Source organism: Sorlinia euscelidii, from assembly GCF_036452135.1.
GTDB lineage: Bacteria > Pseudomonadota > Alphaproteobacteria > Acetobacterales > Acetobacteraceae > Sorlinia > Sorlinia euscelidii.
Map to the genome: position 1 here is coordinate 440,794 of NZ_JAWJZZ010000001.1, position 24,214 is coordinate 465,007.

18 protein-coding genes, 1 tRNA gene, 1 pseudogene and 1 riboswitch are annotated in these 24,214 nt (G+C 54.9%); of the genes and pseudogenes, 12 read left to right on the top strand and 8 right to left on the bottom strand.

The annotated features are described in order from the left end of the window. The first annotated feature begins 87 nt into the window (after nucleotides 1-87). Nucleotides 88-579, top strand: a complete 492-nt coding sequence (locus tag CGLAMM_RS02050) for an Arc family DNA-binding protein (protein WP_394819547.1) — start codon at nucleotides 88-90, stop codon at nucleotides 577-579. On the opposite strand, the gene CGLAMM_RS02055 is transcribed toward CGLAMM_RS02050, so the two are convergent. Further along, nucleotides 557-928 carry a BRO-N domain-containing protein gene (locus tag CGLAMM_RS02055; protein WP_394819546.1) on the bottom strand — a complete coding sequence of 124 codons (372 nt, stop codon included), beginning with the start codon at nucleotides 926-928 and terminating at the stop codon, nucleotides 557-559. The genes CGLAMM_RS02050 and CGLAMM_RS02055 overlap by 23 nt on opposite strands. A 383-nt stretch (nucleotides 929-1,311) precedes the next feature. Between CGLAMM_RS02055 and CGLAMM_RS02060 the strand changes: the two genes are divergently transcribed. The 4 genes from CGLAMM_RS02060 (at nucleotide 1,312) to CGLAMM_RS02075 (ending at nucleotide 6,338) form a co-directional block, all read left to right on the top strand. After that, complete coding sequence (locus tag CGLAMM_RS02060; protein WP_418115291.1) at nucleotides 1,312-1,734, top strand: hypothetical protein; 423 nt, start codon at nucleotides 1,312-1,314, stop codon at nucleotides 1,732-1,734. 159 nt (nucleotides 1,735-1,893) lie between these two features. Continuing rightward, on the top strand, nucleotides 1,894-2,709 hold the full coding sequence (locus CGLAMM_RS02065; protein ID WP_394819544.1) for a hypothetical protein: 816 nt from the start codon (nucleotides 1,894-1,896) through the stop codon (nucleotides 2,707-2,709). Nucleotides 2,710-3,607: 898 nt separating this feature from the next. Further along, complete coding sequence (locus tag CGLAMM_RS02070; protein ID WP_394819543.1) at nucleotides 3,608-5,158, top strand: hypothetical protein; 1,551 nt, start codon at nucleotides 3,608-3,610, stop codon at nucleotides 5,156-5,158. 487 nt (nucleotides 5,159-5,645) lie between these two features. Beyond that, the gene (locus tag CGLAMM_RS02075; RefSeq protein ID WP_418115292.1) at nucleotides 5,646-6,338 is read left to right on the top strand and encodes a hypothetical protein; all 693 of its coding nucleotides are present in this window, start codon (nucleotides 5,646-5,648) and stop codon (nucleotides 6,336-6,338) included. Between the two features lie 55 nt (nucleotides 6,339-6,393). Here CGLAMM_RS02075 and CGLAMM_RS02080 read toward each other — a convergent pair whose 3' ends face one another. Further along, nucleotides 6,394-6,732 (bottom strand): helix-turn-helix domain-containing protein, encoded by a 339-nt coding sequence (locus tag CGLAMM_RS02080; RefSeq protein WP_394819541.1) that lies wholly within the window; start codon nucleotides 6,730-6,732, stop codon nucleotides 6,394-6,396. A 1,108-nt stretch (nucleotides 6,733-7,840) separates the two neighbouring features. On the opposite strand from CGLAMM_RS02080, the gene CGLAMM_RS02085 reads away from it, so the two are divergent. The 3 genes from CGLAMM_RS02085 to CGLAMM_RS02095 all read left to right on the top strand — a co-directional run bounded on the left by CGLAMM_RS02085 (nucleotide 7,841) and on the right by CGLAMM_RS02095 (nucleotide 9,923). Beyond that, on the top strand, nucleotides 7,841-8,362 hold the full coding sequence (locus CGLAMM_RS02085) for a hypothetical protein (RefSeq protein WP_394819540.1): 522 nt from the start codon (nucleotides 7,841-7,843) through the stop codon (nucleotides 8,360-8,362). Nucleotides 8,363-8,793: 431 nt separating this feature from the next. Further along, complete coding sequence (locus tag CGLAMM_RS02090) at nucleotides 8,794-9,663, top strand: hypothetical protein (RefSeq protein WP_394819539.1); 870 nt, start codon at nucleotides 8,794-8,796, stop codon at nucleotides 9,661-9,663. A 44-nt stretch (nucleotides 9,664-9,707) separates the two neighbouring features. After that, entirely contained in the window at nucleotides 9,708-9,923 is a 216-nt protein-coding gene (locus tag CGLAMM_RS02095) for a hypothetical protein (RefSeq protein WP_394819538.1), read from the top strand. A gap of 165 nt (nucleotides 9,924-10,088) precedes the next feature. Here the strand turns inward: CGLAMM_RS02095 and CGLAMM_RS02100 are convergent. Beyond that, nucleotides 10,089-10,162: transfer RNA gene (locus CGLAMM_RS02100), tRNA-Gly, on the bottom strand. A 103-nt stretch (nucleotides 10,163-10,265) separates the two neighbouring features. Next, a riboswitch (SAM riboswitch) is annotated at nucleotides 10,266-10,346 on the top strand. A 59-nt stretch (nucleotides 10,347-10,405) separates the two neighbouring features. Here CGLAMM_RS02100 and metZ point away from each other — a divergent pair. The 4 genes from metZ (at nucleotide 10,406) to ispF (ending at nucleotide 15,212) form a co-directional block, all read left to right on the top strand. Beyond that, a complete protein-coding gene (metZ, locus tag CGLAMM_RS02105) occupies nucleotides 10,406-11,593 on the top strand; it encodes an O-succinylhomoserine sulfhydrylase (protein WP_394819537.1) in 1,188 nt (395 codons plus the stop codon). 43 nt (nucleotides 11,594-11,636) lie between these two features. Then, a complete protein-coding gene (gene apaG / locus CGLAMM_RS02110; protein WP_394819536.1) occupies nucleotides 11,637-12,110 on the top strand; it encodes a Co2+/Mg2+ efflux protein ApaG in 474 nt (157 codons plus the stop codon). 338 nt (nucleotides 12,111-12,448) lie between these two features. Continuing rightward, entirely contained in the window at nucleotides 12,449-13,858 is a 1,410-nt protein-coding gene (locus tag CGLAMM_RS02115; protein WP_394819535.1) for a sugar porter family MFS transporter, read from the top strand. A 154-nt stretch (nucleotides 13,859-14,012) separates the two neighbouring features. Further along, on the top strand, nucleotides 14,013-15,212 hold the full coding sequence (gene ispF / locus CGLAMM_RS02120; RefSeq protein ID WP_394819534.1) for a 2-C-methyl-D-erythritol 2,4-cyclodiphosphate synthase: 1,200 nt from the start codon (nucleotides 14,013-14,015) through the stop codon (nucleotides 15,210-15,212). Between the two features lie 65 nt (nucleotides 15,213-15,277). Here ispF and CGLAMM_RS02125 read toward each other — a convergent pair whose 3' ends face one another. The 5 genes and pseudogenes from CGLAMM_RS02125 to CGLAMM_RS02145 all read right to left on the bottom strand — a co-directional run bounded on the left by CGLAMM_RS02125 (nucleotide 15,278) and on the right by CGLAMM_RS02145 (nucleotide 24,213). Next, nucleotides 15,278-15,997, bottom strand: a complete 720-nt coding sequence (locus tag CGLAMM_RS02125) for an ATP12 family protein (protein ID WP_394819533.1) — start codon at nucleotides 15,995-15,997, stop codon at nucleotides 15,278-15,280. After that, nucleotides 15,994-18,519: an AsmA family protein gene (locus CGLAMM_RS02130; protein WP_394819532.1), complete on the bottom strand. Its 2,526-nt coding sequence runs from the start codon at nucleotides 18,517-18,519 to the stop codon at nucleotides 15,994-15,996. The genes CGLAMM_RS02125 and CGLAMM_RS02130 overlap by 4 nt, the downstream gene beginning before the upstream one ends. Continuing rightward, the gene (locus CGLAMM_RS02135; protein WP_394819531.1) at nucleotides 18,516-19,511 is read right to left on the bottom strand and encodes an RluA family pseudouridine synthase; all 996 of its coding nucleotides are present in this window, start codon (nucleotides 19,509-19,511) and stop codon (nucleotides 18,516-18,518) included. The genes CGLAMM_RS02130 and CGLAMM_RS02135 overlap by 4 nt, the downstream gene beginning before the upstream one ends. Beyond that, nucleotides 19,508-20,862 (bottom strand): annotated as a pseudogene (locus CGLAMM_RS02140) (replication-associated recombination protein A). Before CGLAMM_RS02140 ends, CGLAMM_RS02135 begins: the two are co-directional and overlap by 4 nt. A 60-nt stretch (nucleotides 20,863-20,922) precedes the next feature. After that, nucleotides 20,923-24,213, bottom strand: a complete 3,291-nt coding sequence (locus CGLAMM_RS02145) for a hypothetical protein (RefSeq protein WP_471821665.1) — start codon at nucleotides 24,211-24,213, stop codon at nucleotides 20,923-20,925. Nucleotide 24,214 lies beyond the last annotated feature (1 nt).

The following is a 24,214-nucleotide window of genomic DNA, read 5'->3' on the forward strand; positions in this document are numbered from 1 at the left end:
GACAAAAGTTAATCGCTTCCGGTAAGGTGTCATACCGTGTGACAATGTTGTCATACCGTGTGACGGATGTCAAATAGAAGGTTTGTCGTGGCCACGAGAGATGATCCACAATTCCGCATTCGCCTTCCTTGGGATTTGAAAGAGCGGCTCGAAAATATCGCCGAACAAGAGGGGCGCTCATTAAATTCAGAGATTCAAAGGCGCTTGGAACGCTCGCTTGATGTCGCTAAGCCGACAAGTGCGACTCAGGTAGTAGGGAGCGATACCCACCAATTCGATGCTGCGTCACCAAGCGGAAGTGGTATTAGCGACGATAGGTTAAGTGTGGTTTTGCGGCATTTAAACGAAGCTTTAGACATGCTCAAAGCCTCGTCAGACCCTCATTCTAATTTAGACGAGAATCCAACCTTTAAGACGATCCAAAATGCTTATTTGGACCTAGTCGGTTTATCCACTGAGCGTTCGAGTAGACGGCAATCGTTTCAAATCAGGGAAGGATTATCTGATAGGCGCCTACAAAAATTGGAAGATAAGGTCGAGTCCATTTTGCAGAAGCTTAGCTCGTTGAGCGACGATTGAAGTAGCAAATTGAAAGGTTGGTGGGGAGGACCTCCGCGGTGACCCACTTCTTGAACCGTTTTGCCGCGGGCTTGCGGGAGGTGAGGATCAGGGAGTAAAGGCCGGACTCGTTGATAATGGTCCGTGAGGCATTGAGATTCCCACTATCGGTAATAGCGATAGTGGACCTTTCGTCTTCATCCAGCCGGTTAGCCGCATCCGAGCTGTTACGAATCTCCAAGACTTTACATACATCCGCGAGAACCCACCAAGGTTCGTCGGATTTGGTGAGGAAACGCACGTCCGTACCCTCGAAAGAGAATGCAGATAGTGATACGTCTGTGTTAGATAAAACGGTAGCGGTAGGCATAGGACTGTTCTCCTTGCTTGCTGTCAGAGGGGCAAGCAGTGGTCAAGACCGCTTGCCTCTCGCCTTTTTTAACGCTATAAAACGTTCATGTCAAACGAAAGCGCTAAAAAACCGACGAGAGGTCGTCCAACGATTGACAGCGAGGCCGTCAATGTCAGGATGGAGCGCGGTCTACTGAGTCAATTGGATGATTGGCGACGCGAGGAGAGCGATCTTCCCACGCGCCCTGAAGCCGTCAGGCGTCTATTGGAAAAGGCTCTGCTACGCTTGGGTGACGCCTCCTGAAGGTGAAATTTGATTTTGCCGACCGGCCGATGATATATTCGCCCATGTGACGACCCTTCTTGGTTTTCGCGAGGTGAAGGGGATGTTTGGGGAAGCTCATGCACTTGCTCGCATCATTAACTTACGTTGACTTAATCTTCTTATTTATCTGTTTGATCGCACCCCTCGGGTATGTGTGTGAACAGCTTTCTGAAATCAAAGGAAGTATCGTAAAAACCTGTGATGAAGTGTCGTCCTTCAAAACCACTCTCAGCTTTGCCGGGAGTGACATCGAATCCGTGACGAAGCGAACTAATGCTATCTTGGCTGAAATCAAGGACAGCTCGGCCTCAATTGAAACTGCTGCGCGATCTGTCGTGTTCGCTCTGGATAGGTTGGAAAGCTTTAATCGAGAGAATAAGCTGGAACTGCAAAAGCTTTTAACGGAAATTTTGGAAACCGTAGCGTCGCAACAAAGTCCGTCAAATTTTGTAGGGACAGCCGTTTCACCTACGCAAATCTCAGGATTTAAGACAGAGTGAGGGAGGCCGATGAAAATCGCCAATCTGAAATCAAAGCTTTTATAAATAAAATTTTTTGGAAAAAGTAGTGTCTAGACGAACTTGACTGCAAGTTCCTCAACTGGATTAGTCAGAAGCTCAAGGAATATCAGCGCCGGAAAGAAGCGACCGAGGGTTTCAATGAAAAAAAATTTCTGTATACTTTCTGTTCTCGCGGCATTCATATTTGTGAATGACACCGTTTATGGAAGAGTATTCCCTTTACCCATCCCGGATGATTTGACCTCGGAAGAGGTGGCGCAATCGCCAGACGAAATGGTTGTCTTTTTGGACGCTGAGCGTGGCGCGGCCATCCGGTGCTTAGGGAAATTCAAATTTGAGGATAAGACTCGAGGCCAGTGGGCCAAGTGTTTTGGACGGACTTTCAAAAGATTGTCTCTTTTTTTACCGTCCGGCGTCCCCTACGACACTGAACGAGCCGATTGTCTCGTCATAGAAATGGTTCGGGCGGATAAAGGTCAATTGAGTTTCGCGAAAGCTATAGAGCAGCTCAGTCGCGATTATCAACGTATCGCTGATTCTCAGAAGGCCAACTTTGAGGAACGAGCAATTACAGGTTTTGATGGAAGCGTCGGATATAAAAATCTTACAATTGATGAGCGAGAAGAACTCTTGGAGGATGCTGTACAAGGCGCGAAATTCCGCTGTAAAAACGCGTTCCAACACTCCTCACAGAAATTGTCCGAAGCCAGCCCGATAAGCTTCACCCCTCCCGACGCTTTGGGAGAGTATTTGTGCGGTGTAGATGCCGGTGTAAAAGCCGACGTTTATTTGGGATTTGACCCTTCCCGGGGAATTTCAGCATATAACTTGTTTAAAGAAACGACTAAAAAGCTTCACGAAGAGGACGACTCTCTGATAACTCGAATAAGACTTGAAGTTTTTGAGCAAAGACTAAAAAACTACATGGATGTTTACCGACGGCAGTCGAAGTAAAGTCACCAATGTCACCCACCGACTTACGCCGCCAACCCTGCGGGGGCCGCTCTGGCTCTAGCTAAGGTCTAACCCTTGTTTTGACGATGACGGCGTTGTCAGCATCCGCGCTTATAGAAACAATTTTGTGGTGTTGGCAACGACAATGCAGACCTTAATCTACGACCTTAAACACGGGCTTGTCGCTTGAAGTGCAGCAATGATCTTAGAAACTATCCACCCCTTTGAGTAAACTGCAGTTGTCACAAAATCATTTGAGTGAATTTAGGCGCCCTTAAGTTTACTCAAATCCCTCTCAATCCCCCTGATCACCTTTCAAATTCCCCTAAACCTTGCCACTCTCTGTGTTCACTAAGAGCGTCCGAGCCGACGAAGTGTGGATGATTGGCGACGTGCAGAGAACTATCTCCCCGCGCGCTCTTAAGCTGCCGGGCATTCGTCGGTTAACTCCTTTTCCAAAAGCTCCTGCCCATGAATCAGTCGTAAGTTGATCCGTTCTCTCAAAGTAAATCAGCGAGTTTCTTCATGCCTTCACGAAGGATATTTGAGAAGTATGGTTCCTGCATTCGGCGTCAGCCACAATCGCACCGAATGAGACTACAAAGGTTGGCGTCGGGACGCAATGGTGGCCAGCTCACGCCTGGCCCAGCTCATATCAGCCGCTCAACGGGCTCCTGCGTGAAGAAATTACTTCTTTTCAAGCGTTCACATCATGGGCTCCCAATGCTGGTAGGGTCCGAGAGGTGGGAAGCCACCGAGATTTGTCAGACGCGCCGACGGCACGCACTTGCACCTAGTTTCAACGAAAGGGATTTTCACCTAAATTAAATCTAATAATGCTAACTCGAAAGCTCTTTTCATTGAACGGCATTTCTTCACGACTTTAAAGGAACTTCGAATGGCAACACTCACCGTAAACGGGGGAATCGGTGGCGCTTCATATAATTTTGACGCGCCCGAAGAGCTTTCGACTCAACTTGCTCAGCAATATGTAGACGCCATAAACGACGCTATCTCCAGTAATACTTTTCAAGTCATTCCCCCGGACGGCACGCCCGCATCGGATAAACCTATCTGCCAGGTTGACTGGAACGTCGCTTCAGACGGTAACAACGTCGACTCTTTACCCGACGGTGCGACTCACCTGCTCGTACATGACGTGAGCCAAACTGCCGTCGCGAACTTCTCACTATCCGTAGACCAGCCCCGCCGACTGGCCATTCTCGATGGCGGCTCACAGATGGGCGATTATGATTTAAGCGGAGCGATAAGTGGGAGCCTATCTGTCTTACAGGCGGCTCGTATCGTGGATATGAGCGAATCTCAAGGAGATTGGTCGATTGCCGTCAACTCGGGCATTGCATGGCAAGAAAGTCAGACGCCGAACGATCAATTTGGACTGGATCCCAAAGTCAAGGGGGTTCTCCTCAGCGGCGGTAACGTTATAAGCACATCGAGTGGAGAAAATCACGTATCGGTGTCAGGCGCACAAAACCTCATCGGTTTGGGGGCAGGTACAAATCACATCGTCTCCCAGGGGCAAGATACCGTATTTGGACAAGGAATTACGACTAACGCTTTGGCGGACACAACGAAAGGGGAAGCCACTTTCAATCTCGGCACCTCTTACGGCAGAGATTATGTGACGATCAATGGGGGTCGCGGATTATATGATTTAGGGCAAAGTGCCTCAGTCTTCGACAACGCAACCGTTGGTAGCACGATTAAGGTCCAGTCCAATAGCTCAGTTTCCGGTGGGGCCGGTTCTACAGTCACGTTCGATAATGCGGGCGGAGAGGGAACAATTTCAGGCGCGGCCGGTGATACGATATCGGCGTCTGGTAATCTTTCCGTTCTGCAAGGACAGAATCAATCCATCAGCGTTGAGGGAGCATTGAGGTTCCTCAACGGAACAGGCAATTCGACCCTGGCGGGCGGAGCAAATAGCACGGTCTGGGGTGCGCAAGGTCTGAATGCGGTTGCGAACATGTCGGGATACACGATCTTCACCGCCAATCAGCCCGATGCCACCGGCGATCAAACTTATGACGCTTCTGCGTCGTCGGGCAATATCGAGTATTGGTCAGGACCCGGCACGTCCAGTTTCACTAGTGGGTCGGGCGATGACCATTTTGTATTTGGGACAGCATTTGCAGGTACGTCAGGTGACTCCATTGTAACGATAACGGGTGGGGCAGGTGCAAATTCCTTCGGTGTGCTATCTGGACATAATGGCGGCAACATCACTATTACAGATTTTGATGCCTCCAAAGGGGATTTTTTCTTCCAATATTTTTATAATCCGGCCAGTGCATCGCAGGCGGTTCAAGACTTACTCGCGACGGCTACAGTCTCCGGCGGCAATACAACGTTACATCTCGACAATAACATGCAGGTGACCTTCCTCGGTGTCACAAATCTCGACGCATCCGCCATTCGTATCAGTTGATGTCGTCGAGTTTACGAAAATCCTCCGATGAAGCTACTTTGTCATTCTCAGAGTTATAAATTATTGACTTCGTTCAAGAGAGCGGCATCGGGATTAAATGCCAGCCTGGCCACAACTTTACATTGCCATGGCCGCCCCCTGACGTCGTCAGTTGCGCCTCAAAGAGATAGGCGGAGCTCATAGCCCCGCCTATTTTCGTTGCGCTGCACCGCGGGCACGTGGCCCAGCATGCAGGCGCAGCAGCCTCGCCGCACGAGGTCTCAAATGCTGATCCGGCTGAGGCCTGGAGAGCAGCTGACGTGCGTTTTTTGGGTAGGATAACAAAAAGATATGACGACTATGGCCGTCTGGTGCCGCATTTGCTAGGGATATCGAAACTTGGAGATAAAAACCCCGGCCGCATAACTGCTAGAGACATAGACGGTACCGGGGCATACAAGATGAACTATAATGCAGATGTTGCTCTCTGTCAAGGAGGATTGGTTTGATGCTGTTCGATGTCCTTGAGGAAGCGTTTTCGAAGGAGAGGCTAAGTACTTTTCTCCGTTTATCGGAGGGCCGCCGCGATGAAGCGGCTCGACTTTACACCCGCAACATTCGTCTATCAACAAGCCTCTACCCTTTGTTGCAAACCTTCGAGCTGCTTCTGCGCAATAGGATGAACGTGATCTTAACTCAGAAATTCGGGCCAGATTGGTTTTGGTCTGAGGCAATTCTGGCTGGTTTAGATGACGTTGTCAGATCTGGGATCAAAGAAACTCCCAGGCAAAATTATCTCAACCAGCTCAAGAAAACGGTCGATAAGCATGGGCGGGGTGACCTCTTACCCAATCTCACTTTTGGGTGGTGGAAGCAGCTTTTTAACAGACATCATAACGAGCTCTGGGATTTGACGCTCCATCGCATTTTACCTCAGGAGACCCGAAGAGACTCAAATCGTCGGGCGTTCCTCAACATATTGAATGAAGCAAATGACCTTCGTAACAGGATTGCCCACCACGAACCGATTGTCGACCAATCACTTGAGATGCGATATCGCAAGATCAGAGATGTTTTAACAAAAATGTCGGAACCCGTCAGCATCTGGTTGAATGAAATTGACCGGTTTGAGGCCGAATTGCGACGCGACAACATCATTTCGCATAAAGAGGTCGACAAACATTTCGCCAGCACAAATTAATGAGCCAGACTGGCGTTGAGGTGTCGAAATCTCTCGAAGCCGACAGCGCCCCACCTCACCCCTTCTCCCCCTCCACAAACTCCTGACGCATCTCTCTCAACCCCGGATCACCCTCATCTCCAAAAATGAACGCATAGATCAAAGGGTCACGATAGCGGAGATAGCGCTTCGACATCTCCGCCAAATCCACCCCATAGAGCCACGCCACCTTCGGCAGATATTCAGGCCGCAAAGGCGCATCTCCCCTCTCAATCGAGTAAAGATAGACACGGTTAAGCCTCAGCGCATCCGCAACATCCCGAATGGCAATGCCAGCCGTCTCACGCAGGCTCTTCAGGTAAGCACCGCCATTCTGACGATCTTCTTTCTCAACATACATCTTGTAGATGGGCATCTCGTCAGCCTCCCAGACTTTACCGCATTAAAGAATAAACGCACAGTATGTTATATAACGACTTACTGCAAGCTTAATGAGGAATGAAGAGGTTAGGAGGGTCACTCACGTGACCATGGAGGTTGGGAACACGACATCCCCCCCCCCTAGAGACATAATTAAGAAACATAAACTCATGAGGGGGAAGGATAGCCACCATGGAGGAGGAGGCTTGAGAAACTCTCAGAGGTTTTTAGAGGCTCTTTGAGATGGTGAGAGGTGTTGAGAGGCTCTCAGAGGTGGTAAGTATATTGAGTATGTTTTTTTCTTTTTTTTTTGGCTTGGCTTTGCTTCACAGGGCAACCATTTACTTGCACGCTCCCCTAACTGATTGATTCGTCTTGGTTTTCTTGTGGTCGAATGGGTCGAGCGTGGTCGGTGCCACCAACGTCGTCGTCGTCGCGCGGACCTCTCCGAGTCGGGATTGGTCGGCTCGACGTGGCTCTCGTCTGATTAGCGGTCGTTTTCAGGGCTATTCGAAGAAGCTTGAGGGCCGTGCGAGTAAATGGTTGCCCTATGATGGCTGGGGAGGCCAAGCAGTTTTTCGCGTCGGCACCGCTGACCTTCGTCATCTAGATAACAGCTTAAGAGGCTGGTCAAGGGCTTGACTGAGCGATCACGTCTTACGCGGGAGGAATAAGGATTTACCCAAATTTACTACAGCTTCTGGAACCCGCATCTGAGAAAAAATGTTGCAAGTAAGGTTGACAATTAATCGGATGAATGGGACGTCAAATCGAGATCGGTTCCATGAGATAGGTCTTTCTTGGAGTTGTTTGCTAAAAGGGTTACAATGCCAGAGCCGATGTCGGGCAGCCAAACCCTAACAAACAAAAACAAGGCCTAGGGGGAAGTGTTATGAGTTTATATGATCGCGCTATCGGATCGAATCTTTTTTCGAGCATTCTTTTCGGAGTCAGCTCAGCGTTCGATCTTTTTCCGGTCAGGCAGCAAGTGCTCCCACCCAGACCAATCTATCAAGACCCGTCTGTTGACCAAGTGAATCTTCAAGCAGATAAGGAGAGAGTTGTAGCTTCGCTTCGCCCATCTTTATCGGCAGGATTCTTAAATGGAGCCTCAGTCCAAACCTTCCGCCGTTAAGTCGGATGCACCTCGATACACGGTGTCGGGACATCTTGATCCCAACCTAGTAGGCCCCGCTATCGCCAAAGAGTCTGCAAAGTCCGATTATGGGATGAGCTTTCAGGCTGAAGCTTCAGTGAGGCAAATATCCTCGTCGCCATATCCCTCGGCCGACATGTTGAAAGATTATGTCGATGCAGGCTTCAAAGAACTCCCTTATCAAATAATTGATCGGATTAATCGTGAGCAGGAGCATCGGTTCACCATGGACAATGCGCGATCAGCTCGCGAAGACCATCTAGTTAAAGAGTTTTGCTGGGTTCAGAAGGCGTCGGTGTTGGTGACTCTAGCTGTGTCGTTGACTGGTCTCATTTCCGCAGGCGTGCTTGCCCTCCTCCACGTGAATCCTTTTCTGTGCGGAACGATCGCAACTGCTTCGGTGAGCGCTCCAGCAGCGGCAATCAGTTTGAGGAAATTACTTTCATCTGAGGATGAGAAGCAACGTTAACTTTTCGTCGCCCACCATTGCCTGGAAAGCCCCGGTATCACCTATGACTCTCGCAGTTACGTGGCCGGGGCAACGTCCGATTTTTCTTTTTCAAAGACATGCATCCCGCCCTGACTTGGCGATTTTGCGTATACCTCTCAAGACACGCTCAAAACCGCCCTTTCCAACCCCCTCAGAAGCTTTGAAAGCTCCTGCCTCCCCCACAAAACCCTTATCCAGCCTCGTTTTCTCCCGCATCGCTGAGATTTTGAGGCTCGTTTAGGGCTCGACTGACGCGCTTGCCGACGTCCTTTCGTCGGTTTCCGGGGACCCCTGGGGGGTTTTTAAAAATCCTTTCAAAAAATCGGTTAAAGCTGTTGTTGTTGGTGTTGATATTTCCCGGCTTTTTCCAACATGTCCGCTCCCAAGATTTTCAGTTCAAGTGAGGTGCCTTGCCTTTAGAGACCGCCCAGAACATCGGGCAATTGGATGAGTCCAACCCTAAAACCACCGATCTCGTCTCGCAGTCGGGTGATCACATCCGCCTCATTAAAGCGATCCTCAAAAAGACCTTCCCCAACTTTACGACGCCCCTCGCCGCCTCCTCAGAAACGCTCGATAAGCTTGCCTCGGGCAAATTTGGTGCTTCTGACTTTACCGGGCATAAGCTTACCGGCATTGTCAAGGGGGAAGCCAATACGGACGCTGTCAATGTCGAGCAACTCGCCGAGGGGCTGGTCAAAGCCGTCAAGGACGCCAATGGTGCCGCCTGGGGCGACGATAAGAGCGCCGGGGGACACGCGCTGAAAGACCTTAAAGAGGCGCAATCTGACAATCAGGCCACGCCCTTGAGTCAGGTCACACGCCTGCTCAGTGAAAAGATGAGCGCACTCCAAAGCTGGGCAAACGGGCTTTTCGCTAAGAAAGCGGGCGACACCTTCACGGGGGCCATCAATGTCCACGGCAATATTGGCAGTGACGGCGACCTCGTCCTCAACAAGCTTTACACCGGATCAACGACGCCCGGCAGCGCCTATTCAAGCGGCTGCCTCGCCACGAATGGCCCCTATGCCCAAGAGCGCACCGAGATCTACAACTTTGATATCGCGGGCGAATATTCGGGCACACTCATCGCGCACATTGATTATAACGGAGGCAGGCATCATTTTGAGTTCCGAAATGACGGCCATTGTTACTCCCCGAATGGGCGCTTCCTCAATGACGGGCAAGACCTCTTAAATATCCGGAATCTGCTCAATGACCGCCCAACGCGCGCCGAGTTCTCCACATCATCCGCAAAAGATGCGAGAGGCGCGGCGTGAAGTTTAGGGCGAATCCCTGAACGCCCCCTCATCGCTGCCACGTCTTGCAAATTGCCCCTGACATCCCCTTCGAGCATTGGGATCAGGCGGTGCGCGAGGCGTTTGAAGAGCACCCTCCCCGCGCCGATCTCATGCAAGCGCCCTTGTTCGGTGGCGGTCTGAACATCCTCGTTGAAGATTTTTGCAGCACGGCGGACGCCGATCATTTCCCATTCAACCTGACGATAAAGTTGCGCTGGGTGAGGGGCTGTTTCCTGTGATTTTCCGACGTCTGTTCTGAAGCCTTGTAGGGCTGAACTAGGGCTCAAATAGGGCTCCACGGCTGAAATCCTTTGCTTTTTTAGGTTTGTAATATAACAGATTTACATCTTAACCCGAATCCCTTGCGGCATATAGCTTTTCAACACAAATTTTCCCGGGAAATATGGAGCGGGCGAAGGGAATCGAACCCTCGTATGCAGCTTGGGAAGCTGCCGTTCTACCATTGAACTACACCCGCATGGGCATTTACCTACATGAAACGCCTCATCCGCACAAGCGCGGCGCAACGTGCATTGACGTCGCCCGCGAAGCTTGCTCATATGGCCGTGTCACGCAGCTAATGCGATGACCCTCGTCATTTGGAAGGCCGGCTTGCAGCGAGGTAAAATAAATTGCGCTAAAGAGGCCCGTATCACGCAAGTGATCTCGGCTTTCCACGGCCAGAATGGCGTCTGACGCCCATTTTGGAGTGTTTCCTGCTATGAAATCCCATCAATTCGGCCTGACAACATCCCTCCTCCATGCGGATCTTGACCGCACACCGCATGGTGAGACGAGTGAAGCCATCTTCCTGACTTCCGGCTTCGTTTACGATAGTGCGGAGCAGGCCGCCGCAACTTTCAGAGGGGAGGAAAATCATTTCCAATATTCCCGTTTCGGTAACCCGACAACGGATGCTTTACAGGATCGCCTTGCGCGGCTTGAAGGCGCTGAGGCCTGTATCGTCACCTCAACGGGGATGGGGGCTATCTCTTCCGCGCTTTTAGCGCATGCCAAATCGGGTGACCGGGTCGTCGCTTCACGCGCCCTGTTCGGGTCCTGCCACTGGATCATCGCGACGCTGCTTCCGCGTTACGGGATCGAGACTGTCTTTGTCGACGTCCATGATGCGGCAGGTTGGGAAGACGCCTTATCCGTGCCAACATCAGCCGTGTTGATCGAAACCCCGTCCAACCCGATGCTCGATATCATCGATATCCGAAAAATTGCTGACCTGTCGAATCGTGCGGGGGCGCTTCTGATGGTAGATAATGTTTTTGCGTCGCCCATCGGGCAGAAACCATTGTCACTTGGCGCGGATGTCGTTCTCTATTCCTGCACGAAGCATATTGACGGCCAGGGTCGCGTCCTTGGCGGCGCCATTTTGGGAAAAGCGGATTGGATCAAAGATGTCGTGCAGCCTTTTACACGGAATACGGGCAACAGCCTGTCGCCCTTCAACGCGTGGGTCCTGCTGAAAGGGCTTGAGACCCTTCCCCTTCGTGACCGCGCCATGGCGTCAAGCGCGGCCCGCGTGGCGGAATTCCTCGCCGGGCATAAAGCGATCCAAGCGTTGCATTACCCCGGGCGCGCGGATCACCCCGCCGCGTCCCTCATCCGTCAGCAGATGAGTCACGGCGGCAGCCTCATCGCGTTTGAACTGCGGGGTGATCAAGAAAAGGCCTTTCGATTCATGAATGCGCTCAAGCTTATCGCCATCTCAAATAATCTGGGCGACTCCCGTAGTCTGATCACACATCCGGCCTCGACAACCCATATGCGCGTGCCAGCGGAAGATCGCGCCCGGCTCGGGATTACCGAGGCCGTGCTACGCCTGTCTATCGGGTTGGAGGAGAGTGACGATCTGATCGCGGATCTCGCTCAGGCGCTGGATGAAATGGATCATTAAAGATTCGTTGCATTCCATCGAACTCAGAAGCTAAAACGCGCTTATGGCAGATCGTGACTCCAGCTCGGGGCTTCTCCCGCAAACCAGTGGTGAGTTTTCGGATATTCTCGACGCTCACCCCGCGTTCGAAGCGCGCACCGGCGATATCGTCGTTACCGTGCGTCCTTTCTGGCTGGATGATCAATCCGCGCCGGATGAGCATCGCTATGTCTGGGCCTACACCATTCAGGTTGAAAATAACGGCGCTCAAACCATCCAGATTCTAAGTCGTCATTGGTGCATCACAGATGGGAGTGGCCGATCTGATCATGTTCATGGCGAAGGGATCATTGGTGAGCAGCCGATTATCGCAAGCGGCGCCGTCTTTGAATATACATCCGGCGCCGCCCTGCATACGCCATCAGGCATTATGCAGGGCACTTATCACGTCATTATTCCCTCGACCGGGCAACGATTTGACGTGCTCGTCCCGACTTTCAGTCTCGACAGCCCGCATTACAAAGCGACAATCCATTAGGTTGCAAGGGCTGCCCTGCCCCGGGAGCACGCGCCCCTCAGGCGGAATCACAACATAACCGACGTGACGTCCGGCGACGTGATAAAATAAAACATTTAAATGTTAAATTTTAGGTATGGAATGATCATGATGCGACCCGTCCAGACCCTTGAACTTCTTAAAAAGCGTTAAAAGACGCCACGTTGCAACCATCCCCCTCCCTGACGCGCTCATCACGTGAAAGTCATGTTTTCCGTGTGAATTATGTGTTATAGGCATCATTGGTTGTTGATTATTGCGCCGTGTGGGACGTGCCTGACCGGGCCGACCACTTCCCTTGAAAAATAAGGATATTCGTTTTGAGTGATATAGACCAGGCGGCAGCCGAACCTTCGCACCGTCCGCTCGCCGGGCGGATGCTATTCGCAGCACTTCTCGCATCAATTGCAGGCTTGATGTTTGGGCTCGATATCGGCGTCATCTCTGGTGCACGTCAATTCATAGCGCATGAATTCAATGCCTCGAACACGGAACAAGGGCTCATCGTCAGCTTCATGATGTTCGGCGCGATGGCCGGCGCCCTTGGCGCCAACCCGATCTCGCTTCATCTGGGGCGACGCATGGCGCTCATCATCAGCGCTTTTCTATTCGTTCTCGGTTCACTACTCTGTGCCTTCGCCCCCTCCGCCATTTTCCTTATGGTGGCGCGGGCAGTGCTGGGCCTCGCCGTCGGCGTCGCGAGCTTTGTCGCCCCGCTTTACATTTCGGAAGTCGCTGATGAGCGTCGCCGTGGCGGGTTGATCTCAACCTACCAGCTCATGGTCACGATCGGCATCCTCCTCGCTTTCGTCTCGGACGCGATCCTCGCCTATTGGGGCGCCTGGCGGATGATGCTCGGGATTGTCGCGGTCCCCGGAATACTTTTCTTCATCGGTGCATTCTTCCTGCCCGACAGCCCGCGTTGGCTGATGCTGCGCGGACGGGAAAAGGAAGCCCTCGCCGTGCTGCATGACCTGCGCGAATCCCAGTCTGAAGTTTCGCGTGAAGTTGAGGACATCAAGGAACAGCTTGAGATCAAAAAAAGCCAGCGTGGTTTCGGTATGTTTTTGCAGGACGGGAATTTCCGTCGCGCCGTCTTCCTCGGCATTGTGTTGCAGCTTGTGCAGCAGCTGACAGGTATCAACGCGGTCATGTATTTCGCACCCACCATTTTTGAAAGCTCAGGCTTCGGTCAGGATGGGGCTTTATGGAGCACCGCGATTGTTGGGCTCGTCAACTGCCTTGCAACCTTTATCGCCATTGGTTACGCGGATAATTTCGGCCGCCGCAGACTCCTCACGGTCGGGTTTTTCGCGATGGCGCTGGGCATGGGTGGACTTGCTGTCCTTCTGACAATCGGGGTGGATACGTCGCCGATTCTGCCTTACCTCTCTGTCGGCTTCCTGCTGCTCTTCATCGTCGGGTTCGCCTCCTCTGCCGGCCCGATGATCTGGGTGCTGTGCTCTGAGATCCAACCTCTCAAAGGCCGGGATTTCGGCGTGACATGCTCGACATTCTCCAACTGGTCGACCAATTTTGTCATCGGGCTGACCTTCCTGCCTTTACTCTCCATGCTGGGCGCGGGGAATACGATGTGGCTTTTCGCCGCGCTCAATGCGGCCTTTATCATCTTTACACAGAGCTTCGTGCCTGAAACGAAGGATGTCTCGCTCGAAAGCATTGAATCGAAATTGCGCCGCGGTATCCGGCTGCGCGATATCGGGCAGTAAACTGACCTCCCATTGAGGCCAGGCGGGCCGGTGTGGCGAGAGCTGCACCGGCCTTTTTTACGAAAAGCAAAGAAACTTCGCCCCGATGTCGTGAGGACAGGGCATCATGCTTCACCTCTTGACGAATGCGGGACAAACAAGCATTGCATGAGCCATGCGAGTAGCCGTCATTCTTCTTGCGGCCGGTACCGGTCGTCGCTTTGCCTCCGGGCTGGAACGCCTCGTTTCAAAAGGCGGCATGTCGGCCTTCGATGGCGCGGCCAGAAATGCCGCGGATCTCCCGAAGCAATATTGGCTGTTCGATGGCAAGCCGGTCATCCGCCATGCCGCTGAGGCGCTTCTGCCTTTTGCCGATGTGATCCAGCCTATTGGTGACGCGGCGGCGCTCTCCCAGGTTCTTGACGGTTTACCGACCCTCCCGCCTGTACCAGGCGGGGCAGAAAGGCAGGATAGTGTCCGCGCCGGGCTGGAGGCCCTGGCGGCGCTTGAAACCCCTCCCGACTATGTGCTTGTCCATGATGGTGCACGCCCCTACGTGCCGCATGACGTGACCCAGGGCGTTCTCGATGCCCTCCAGCGTTTTAAAGCCGCCATCCCGGCCGTCAAACTCGCCGACACCCTCAAACGTGTTGAAGGCGACATTATCCAAGGCACAATTGACCGGGCGAATCTTCACCGCGCGCAAACCCCTCAGGGTTTTCACTTCGCGGCTCTTCTGGCCCATCACAGGCAGCATGAGCGGTCGGAAACCGACGACGCCGCCTTATTTGAGGCAGCAGGTGAAGCGGTGGCCATCGTCCCGGGCGATGAAGATAATATCAAACTCACCCAAGCGGAGGACCTGGTGCGATTGGAGAGATTACTGGGCACGCCCCCCTGCCCGCGCACAGGACTTGGTTACGATGTTCATGCTTTCGCGGATGACCGTGATCTGATCATTTGCGGCGTTAAAATCCCGCATGAACGCGGCCTTGCCGGGCATTCTGACGCCGATGTGGGGATTCACACTTTATGCGACGCGATTTACGGCGCTTTATCTGAAGGTGATATCGGCTATCACTTCCCGCCTTCGAAGGATGAATGGAAGGATATGGACTCGGCCCGTTTCCTCATCCATGCGGGGCAGCGCATCCGTGAGCGCGGCGGCCGCCTCATTAATGCCGACATCACCATTATCTGTGAGCGCCCTAAAATCGGGCCGCATGTCGCGGCGATGCGCGCACGGCTTGCATCCTTACTCGAGGTCGATATGGAGCGGATTTCCGTCAAGGCAACGACGTCTGAGCGCCTCGGCTTTACAGGGCGGGAAGAAGGGATTGCGGCGACGGCCGTCGCGACCATCCTGCTTCCCTGATCACGCGGCACGGTTTGACTTCGGCGCGTGGCGCTCCCTCGCTGCGAATATGGCGCTGAAACCCGTCACACCGCATGGCCTGCCGCACTCAAGGCAGCATAGCGCAGCACGTGCGCCATCTCACGGCAGCAGGATGCCTGTCCCGCCTCACGTTCACTGTCGCGCCCCCAGCGCGCCATCTGTGCGTTCTCTTCGATAAAGGCGCAGGCAATCCCCTCATCAATCGTGACGGCACCGGAAAAAATGGCATGGGCGAGGATGAGGCTCGCCGTCATGGATGAAAGGACGGAGAGGCCGGTCAGGGTGACATCGTCATAGCTTGATAATCGCGCTTCAACAGCTTCGATAACCCCATCCGCGATGTCAGTCGGTGTGATCTCTTCAGCCCAGGGCAGATCACATCCAAACATCGCCTCAAACTTCGCACGCGGTGACGCGAAAACCCGCGTCTGCGCCCGCCCCAGCGAGTCATCACCATGGCGATATAAAAGCGCGTCAGCGCGGAAGATACGGATCAACTGCCCCACGACCTCATGCCGACGCGGCGCAACGCGTTCCAATTGCGTGGCCGCTAGTTGCGTAAGCGGCATGCAGTCCGGCTTGAACATCGTATTTTTGCGGCAGGATCGCCATTCATCGGCGATTCCGCCAGCGAGGGCGGCAGCGGACACAACCAAGCGTGACCCGGCTGGGAGCGTGATCGGTTTCCCGTCAAGCATGATGCCCCAACCATCCGCCGCGCGTTCAATCGTGACCTCAGACCAGAAAACCCGGCCGCCCCTCACCGGAACAAGCCGAGGCTTTTCAACAGATCTGCCGCGCCCTTGCTCTTTTTCACCATTGCCGCATTCACGCCGGCCCGGCCTTCACGCGCTGTATGCAGCCATGCGGGACAGCGATCAGTTTTCTGCTCATTGATTGTAAAGCCGGTTCGGCCATCTTCACCCTGCGCCGCGGTCACATGTGGATTTTCCAGCAATCCTTGCACGCGCAGGCGCTTTGACGCACCTGCCCCGGCGACGGAAATGACCGGCTCGATGCTGAAATCGAGTGTTTCACTCTCCCGGTTAAAGGTCCCGTGACCCGACATTTCCACAGGTGCCGCATCGAGCCCGATCAGATCGACATCAAGTTGCGTCGGCGCCACATTCATATGCAGACCGAAGCACCGCACGGGAAGTTCACTCCCATCCAGAAAAGCCCCGATCCCACCTTTCAGATAGGGCCGGAAGGGCGCCGTCCGGATGCGCCCGCCCACCATGGAAAGGCCGAGATGGCCCGTCATATGACGTTGAAACGCAGCACGTGAGGTTGCTGGCCCTTGGAGATCACCCACAATTTCAACCGGTCCCTTCAGAAAGGGGGCCATATCCAGCGCGCCAAGCAGCAATTCCGCCGGAACCGTCACGGGCGACGCATGGAGTACGAGGGATGGGGAGGACGTCTCACCATTATAGACGACACTGCCCACCATCATACCGGTTTTGGCGCTGTTTTCAGAAAGGTTCAGACGCCAGACCTGAGCGGCATAATCTGCACTGAGTTTCACAGCATCATAAAGCTGGTCACCAAATTTGAGGTTCTTTCCGTTCGCGATGATGGACCAGTCAAATTTATCGGCCACGCCGTCAGAGAGTCGCCGCCAGCTATCCTGCACCCAATAACTTTTGATGGCCGCTTCATCTGAAGACGGCGCAGCCTCCGCCGTCGCGCCGGCGTCCGTCGGTGGCGGTACGGCAGGGGAAGGCGTCGTTTCCGAACGTGCTTCCGGCTTCGGCGCGATGACAGGTGGGGGCGCCACCTGCTTGAGGTTCAGGAAGTCGACATGCGTCACATCAAACTGCGCCTTAACCTTGCCCCGCGATGTCGCATCAGGAGGGAAGGTCACATGGCCCTGCCCATTGAGGCTTAAAGCGCGACTTCTGAGTTTCAGGCTCTTAACGTCGAGGGATGTGCCGAAATGCGCCTCCGCGCGGGCGTCAAAAATCGCGTCTTCGAGGAGGATTGGCCCGACAGGGAGATATTGCGCGCGCCCATCCATGTCAAATGACGCCTCAGATCGTCCCGCATGCCCGTTGACGTGAATCACGCCATCCCGGTCAAAAAAAGCGATCCGGTGCGTGTTCGGCGCCAGACGCGCTGAGAAAGGAAAGGTTTTTTCAAAACGGCTATGCAGAGAGTCATTAAGGTCAGACAAAGCCGGGACGGTTGCCTGAATGGCCCAATCCTTCCCGGGGGACGGAATGACGGTCGAAAATTTCAATGCATCCCGCGTGTTCCGGGCGGACACGCTGATATTTCGCCCTTCAAAAAAACCAGGCACATGTAAGTAGCCAATATCGAGGTCCGCCATCTCCAGCGTCAGGGACTGATACCAGGGGCGTTTATCATTGTCCTGGCGGGCGGGATCCTCCGAAAGCGGATGATCACTGAAGACGACCCGCCCGGAAAGCCCCTCTATATCCGGCAGGCGGACATGACTGAAGATTGCCTGCAGTTGTTGTGTCCGACGCATCCGCGCTTTGATTTCCCCTGACCAGCCCCGCAAATGCGTGACATCCCGCAAGGCGCCTGAGTAATTCACCCAGCCATCCTCACGATCGCCGGAGCCGAGGATCAGGCCCAACCCGATATGCCAGGGTTTGCGCGGATTCTCGAAGTCCGCGAATGAACCGACATGACCACTCAGGCTGAAAGGTGTCTCACCATGACGCGCATGCACTTCAATCGCCGGCGCGTTGGAGCGCAGCCCGTCAAACGTCGCATTTTCAATCAGAACCTGGCCGGAACGATGGGTAAGCTGATCATCAAGGCTGCAAATAACGTTACGCAGCCTGATCCCCGCGAGATGCACGCGGTATTTCTGCTTCCGGCCCGACACAACATGCCCATCGGCTGAATCCGAGCGGGCCTCTTGCACCGGGTGAAGCATCCAGTTCGCCTTACCGGACGCATCGCGGCGCATGTTGATCTGGCCATTTTCAAGGTCGATCCGCTTGATGCGGAGATTATGATGCAGAAGGGGCAGGATATCGACCGCCACGCGGACGGAACCCACCTGTGCCATCGGCGCGCCTTCCACGAAATCCGGGTCGCGAAGCGTGACATGTTCCAGAGTCAGGCCGATTTGCGGAAAGGCGGAAACACGGACCCCGCCAAATTGAAGATCATCGCCCGTATGCGCTTTGACCAGCGCAATGAGATGCTGCCGGTCAATCAAACGGCTGAGGATGATCTGTGTCGCAACGATGCCGATCGCGGCCAGACTGAGAATGACGACTAAACCCGCCAATATGCGTTTCATCATGAGCCCGCCTTGTTTTTTAAACGTTTCGCCTTCGGGGTCTCGCCCGCCGCAAATCCAAGGCGGCGGAACGTTTCATTCATATGGGGCGGCAATGGCGCGGCAACGCTTAACATACCGCCCTCAGGATGCGGAATTTCAAGATGCCGTGCATGGAGATGCAGGCGATCTTCGAAACCCTCAATATGGGTTTTATCCCCGCCATATTTCGGGTCACCTAATATCGGTGTCCCGAGGCTTTCACAATGCACGCGCAATTGGTGCGTCCGCCCTGTCAGGGGGTTGAGTTGCAGCCAGGTCAGTTTGCGCCCCGCCGCATCGACAACCTCATAATCCGTCAAGGCCCGCTGGGCATCGGCATCCTTCCGATCCGCCGCCATCATCAGTGCGCCCTGCCCGGCCCCCAATTTCACGAGGGGTTGATCAATCGTGCCGGATTGCGGGGAGGGACGCCCGACCACGACCGCCCAATAGGTTTTTTTGACATGTCGCCCGCGAAAAGCCGCCGCCAGTTTTGCTGCCACGCCCGGCGTGCGCGCCACCAGGAGGAGCCCCGACGTGTCACGATCAATGCGGTGAACAAGGCGGGGACGCTCCGCCTCCCCCTCCCGCAGCCCATCAAGCATCATGTCAATATGCGTTGTGATCCCGGGCCCGCCCTGCGTCGCCAGGCCGGACGGCTTATTGAGCACGATTAACGCTTTATCCTGATAGACAACCATACGTTGGATGTCACGGATCAGGCTGGGGTCAAGGGGGCGCTTCTGCCCACCGAGCGGCGCACGCGCCCCTTCGGGTAATGGAGGGATACGAAGATTCTGCCCGGCAATGACGCGCGTTGATGCTGTGACGCGCTTTCCGTCGAGGCGGATCTGCCCGGTTCGACATAATTTCTGCAGGGCCCCTTGGGTGAGAGAAGGATAATGCCGGCGGAACCAGCGATCGACCCTCATCTCGGCCTCATCCTGGTCGATAACACGTGTCATGACACTCATGACCCACGCCTTGCCCGGAGTCGTGCGTAATTGTCCAGAACTTTCGTGATTTCAGCCTCGTGGCCGCGCGGCGTCGGGCGGTAAAATGTCACACGCGCCATGTCATCGGGGAAGAAATTCTGACCTGAAAACCCGTCTTCAGCGTCGTGATCATATTCATAACCTTTGCCGTAACCGATTTCCCGCATCAATTGGGTGGGCGCATTACGGATATGCAAAGGCGGGCCGAGGCTACCCGTCTCACGCGCCGTGGCCCGCGCCATTTTATAGGCGGTGTAGACAGCATTTGACTTCGGGGCCGTGGCCAGATGCACGATAAGTTGCGCTAAAGCCAACTCGCCTTCCGGGCTGCCGAGGCGCTCATAACTCTGCCATGCCGCGATGGAAAGCGGCAGGGCGGTTGGGTCAGCCATACCAATATCTTCCGCAGCAAAACGATTCAGCCGGCGGGCAATGTAACGCGGGTCCTCCCCCCTTCCAACATGCGGGCAAACCAGTAGAGCGCCGCATCGGGGTCAGAGCCGCGCAGTGCTTTATGCAGGGCGGAGATGAGATTATAATGCTCTTCCCGATCCCGATCATATAAGGCGGCGCGACGTGTGAGGATGGCGGATAAAGCCGTTGAATCAAGGGGAGCCTCCGCTTTGAGGGAGAGGAGCTGCTCCGCAAGGTTCAGCAGGTAGCGCCCATCCCCATCCGCCATGGCGCGCAGACTGGCGCGCGCATCCGGTGTCAACGGGAGCGCCCGCCCTGCATCATCTTCAGCGCGCTGAAGCAGTGCTTCAAGGGCGGCATCATCCAATCGGTTAAGAATGAGAACCTGACAGCGTGAGAGGAGTGCACTATTCAGGGAAAAGGACGGATTTTCCGTCGTGGCGCCGACCAGCACAACCGTCCCCTTCTCCACAAAGGGGAGGAAACTATCCTGCTGGGCACGGTTGAAACGATGGATCTCATCCACGAATAACAGGGTGCCCCGCCCGGATGCAGCCTGGTAGCGTTGCGCCGCGTCAAATTCCTTCTTGAGCTCCGCCACACCGGAGAACACGGCGGATATCGGCGCGAAACGCAGCCCAGCCTCACCCGCCAGAAGGCGCGCCATCGTGGTTTTACCGCAACCCGGCCCGCCCCACAAAATGAGGCTCGAAAGGCTGGATTGCGTCAGCATGCGCGTGATGCGCCCCGCCTCGCCGAGAAGATGCGCCTGCCCCACCACGTCACGCAGCCGCGTCGGGCGGAGGCGATCCGCAAGGGGCTGGGTTTTCAGTGACACGTTGGTTTGGGTGCGTCGGGGATCTGATTCCGGCGGTGACGCGGTGCCAAACAAATCATCTTCGGCTGCTGCGCCCATCGAACCCTCCCCCAGCCCTGACGCAACTTCAGTCCGCGTCAAGGCCCTTCACATCACATTCTATTCGTTGAAGGATCGTATCACGCCAGGCAGAAAAACGGAAAACGGATTGGCTTCAAGATGCGGATCTTTGAAATCACCCGTGATCACATAAGTCGCGGCAAAAACGCCCCCCTCTTTTTCAGGGGAGAAGAGATGGCCGAGTTTCGGGAAGCGTCCCAATATCGCATTAAACCCGAAGGCGGGAATGACCGTCCCATGCAGGTCAAGCTTCTTCTGGCGCAAATTGACGAGGCCGCGCAGCGTCGCCCCGAGGGCGCGATTGCCGAAATACCCGTCTTCGATCAGTATCTGAGAGGGGTCAATCGTCAGTTTGGCATGGAGGCGATCCAACGCGAAACGCTGCGGATTTGTTTTTGACCAATCCACTAACGCAGCATGGGCCAATGTCTGCAACAGGCGTGGCGGCTTACGAAAGTTGAAAGCACCGACATCCAGCTGGCCGCGCATCCGCGGAAGGGCCTGGCAGCAATCCCCTTCCGTCACACCATCAAAGGCAAGATGTCCGCCCTCGAGCCGATCATAAATGGCGAGATTTTCGAGACTTCCTCCCAGATTTTGCACGTGAATTTGCAGATGCGCGCGCTGCCCCTTAGGTGTGAGTTCCGCGCTGAGGGGGGAAACACCGCCCGCATATAAAGTCCCGCGCCTGACACGTATCCCCTGCCCCGCCGACGTGAACTGCAAATCCTTGTATATCGCCCGCCCACGGTAAACCACGTCATCAGCCCGCAATGAGGCCTGCCAATGCGCGGCCTCCGGAGACACGGGATGCGCCTTCGGCGTTTCGTGCCCGGCTTTGGACGATGCAGCATTTCCCGGCTTTTGCAGCCATGGCGTGATGTCGAGCCTCGAAAGGCTGAGGCGCGCATCCACAGGCGTCTCGCGACGCGCCGGAAACACCACACGTCCCGTCCCTGAACTGCCAGCGAGGCACATTTTATTGAGTGTCAGAATGGAGATCTTACCATGATCAGTTTGCCCCCAACCTGACACATCAATATTGTCCCCGGTGACGGCGAAACGCGGCAGATCCGTAATGATGCGATTATGGAATTTGACCTCCGCCATCGCCTTGGCGGCCATGCCGGGCGGCTTTTGCCATAAGGGGATCGAAATCCCGGCATCTTGCATGTCAAGCGATGTCTGAAGTGATGCGTGACCATCTTCCGTCGCCGCGTAATGCGATTTTAGAAGCGCATGACCCCGGAACCAGAATTCGGCATCCGGCAGGATTTTGCGAAGATCACCAGGCGTTACGACAGATTGCGCATCGAAGGACTCCGCCTGATCCGACGCGCCTTTCGGCATGAAGAGGAGATTGACATGGACCTGTGTCGGTAATGGCCCGAAAGCGCCTTTCGCATCCAGGGCCATCCGGGACTGGGTTGCCACCAGATGACCGGACACGTCGGAAACAGATTGCCCCAGCACGAGGTTCTGGAGTTCAACCTTCTGAAAGGCGGCTTTGATATTCGCCCGGAAAGTCTCGGGCGGGGCATCGCTATGCAGCGGAAACTGCAGGGCAAGCTGCGCATCGACCTGGCCGGACGGCTTCGTGAACGGTAATTTTTTGCCTTTCAGTAATTTCAGTTCCGGCTCCGACAGCACATTGATGAAGCCGGACAGATCACCCACCAGATTGAGTTTGAGATCCGCCATCTGGGCGGCGTCGAACAACCCGTTGATGCGCATGTGCCCGCCCTTCAACCGCAGGGAGTGGCCATTCTGCCCACCGGGGGCTTTGCCGGATGATGCCAGGCGTGACGTCTGCCACCCGCGCAGGAAGGCGATATCGAGCGCATCCTTTTGCGTGATCGACAGATCCGCATCAAGGTGAATGCCCGGCGGGATGGGACGTCGCCAGAAAAGCGTCGCGTCCCGCACATGCCATTTCCCTTGAAGGCCCGCAATATCGAGTTTATCGAACCCGTTCGGGCTGGCGAGTTGCGCTGTGACATCGAGACCCTCCGCCCTGCCCTGCGTCAAATTCTGCCCAACCCAGAGCCGGACCGGCGGGATGAACTGCATCGGCCATATCGTCATCAATTGGGGGATCTGGATAGGCCCGGGCAAAGCGGCATGGATGTTACCCGATATATTTTTCGGTGCAGCAAAATGGTCGAGATTGAGCTGACCTCGGGCCGTGACATCATGCAACTTTCCGTCAGCACCGCGCATCCGTAGGGAAAGGTGAGAAAGTGTGAGGCGCGCCGCATCATTTGCCCCGGTTGTGCGATGCAGCATTCTGAGGATGGGTCGCTCCGCATTCGACGCTGCATCCGGCGGGGTAGCCGTAATGGCAGCCATACCATCCCCCAAAGCGAGTTCCGGCCCCTTTTTTTGCCGAATATGCCCCGAACCCAGTTTCGCATCCCCATCAAGTTGCGTGAGATGGATTTGAGAGTCCGGAAGCACCATCAATGCTGGCCCATGCGTGCGCAGTGTGACGGTGCCTGTCAAAGTCGCAGGCACCTGCCAGCTTGCGGCGGGCGGTAGAAAATTTTGCAGGTCTGCAAGGTTTTGCATCGGCAGGACACCCTGCCAGACCGACCCGTCCGGCAATGAATGGGTCGTGACCGCAACATGTCCCAGGTTTTGAGGACCGGCACGCACGCCGCCTTCCAGAGCGCCATCCCAGGATAAAGTGTAATGCCCGGTATAAGCACGTGACAAAGCGCCCTGCGCCGCGTCGAGGCTGAGAAGTTTGCCGGAGGCACTGTCAAGAAGGCTGACCGACACATGGTCGATTTTCAGCTCATGCAGGAGGCGAAGCGAAAAGGGTGGGATCGGATACATGTGGCGACGCGCATCCGGCCAATCCAGGTCAAGATCACCATCCTCAAAAAACCGCAATTTCACAAAACCATGGTCGGCCATTAGTGTGACCGGTCTGAATCGCTTATGCAGAAGATAGCGCGGCAGGAGGCGCATATAAGCGTGCTGCGCCGATACGAGAACATCCCCATCCCGTCCGATAATTTTGAGATCATCCGCCCAGACGCCGAAGCCGGAGGGCAGGCCGTGCGCCGGACTGCGCCAGCCGATCCTGAACCGCGCCGCAGAGAGGCGGCCCGCAGGAGGGCCGCGCAAAAGGCTTCGTTCAATCGATATCGGGAAGAAGCGCGAGATGATCGGGGTGACATCCACCGGGCCTGATCGAAACTGGATGACCAGATAAATGAGGCCCAACGCGGACAGCGCGGCAATCACAAGGCCGCCATAAAGCGCCCTTCGCCAGAAAGAGGATGTTCCAGCTTTCACCGATGCCGGTGTGCCACGTTCCACCAAT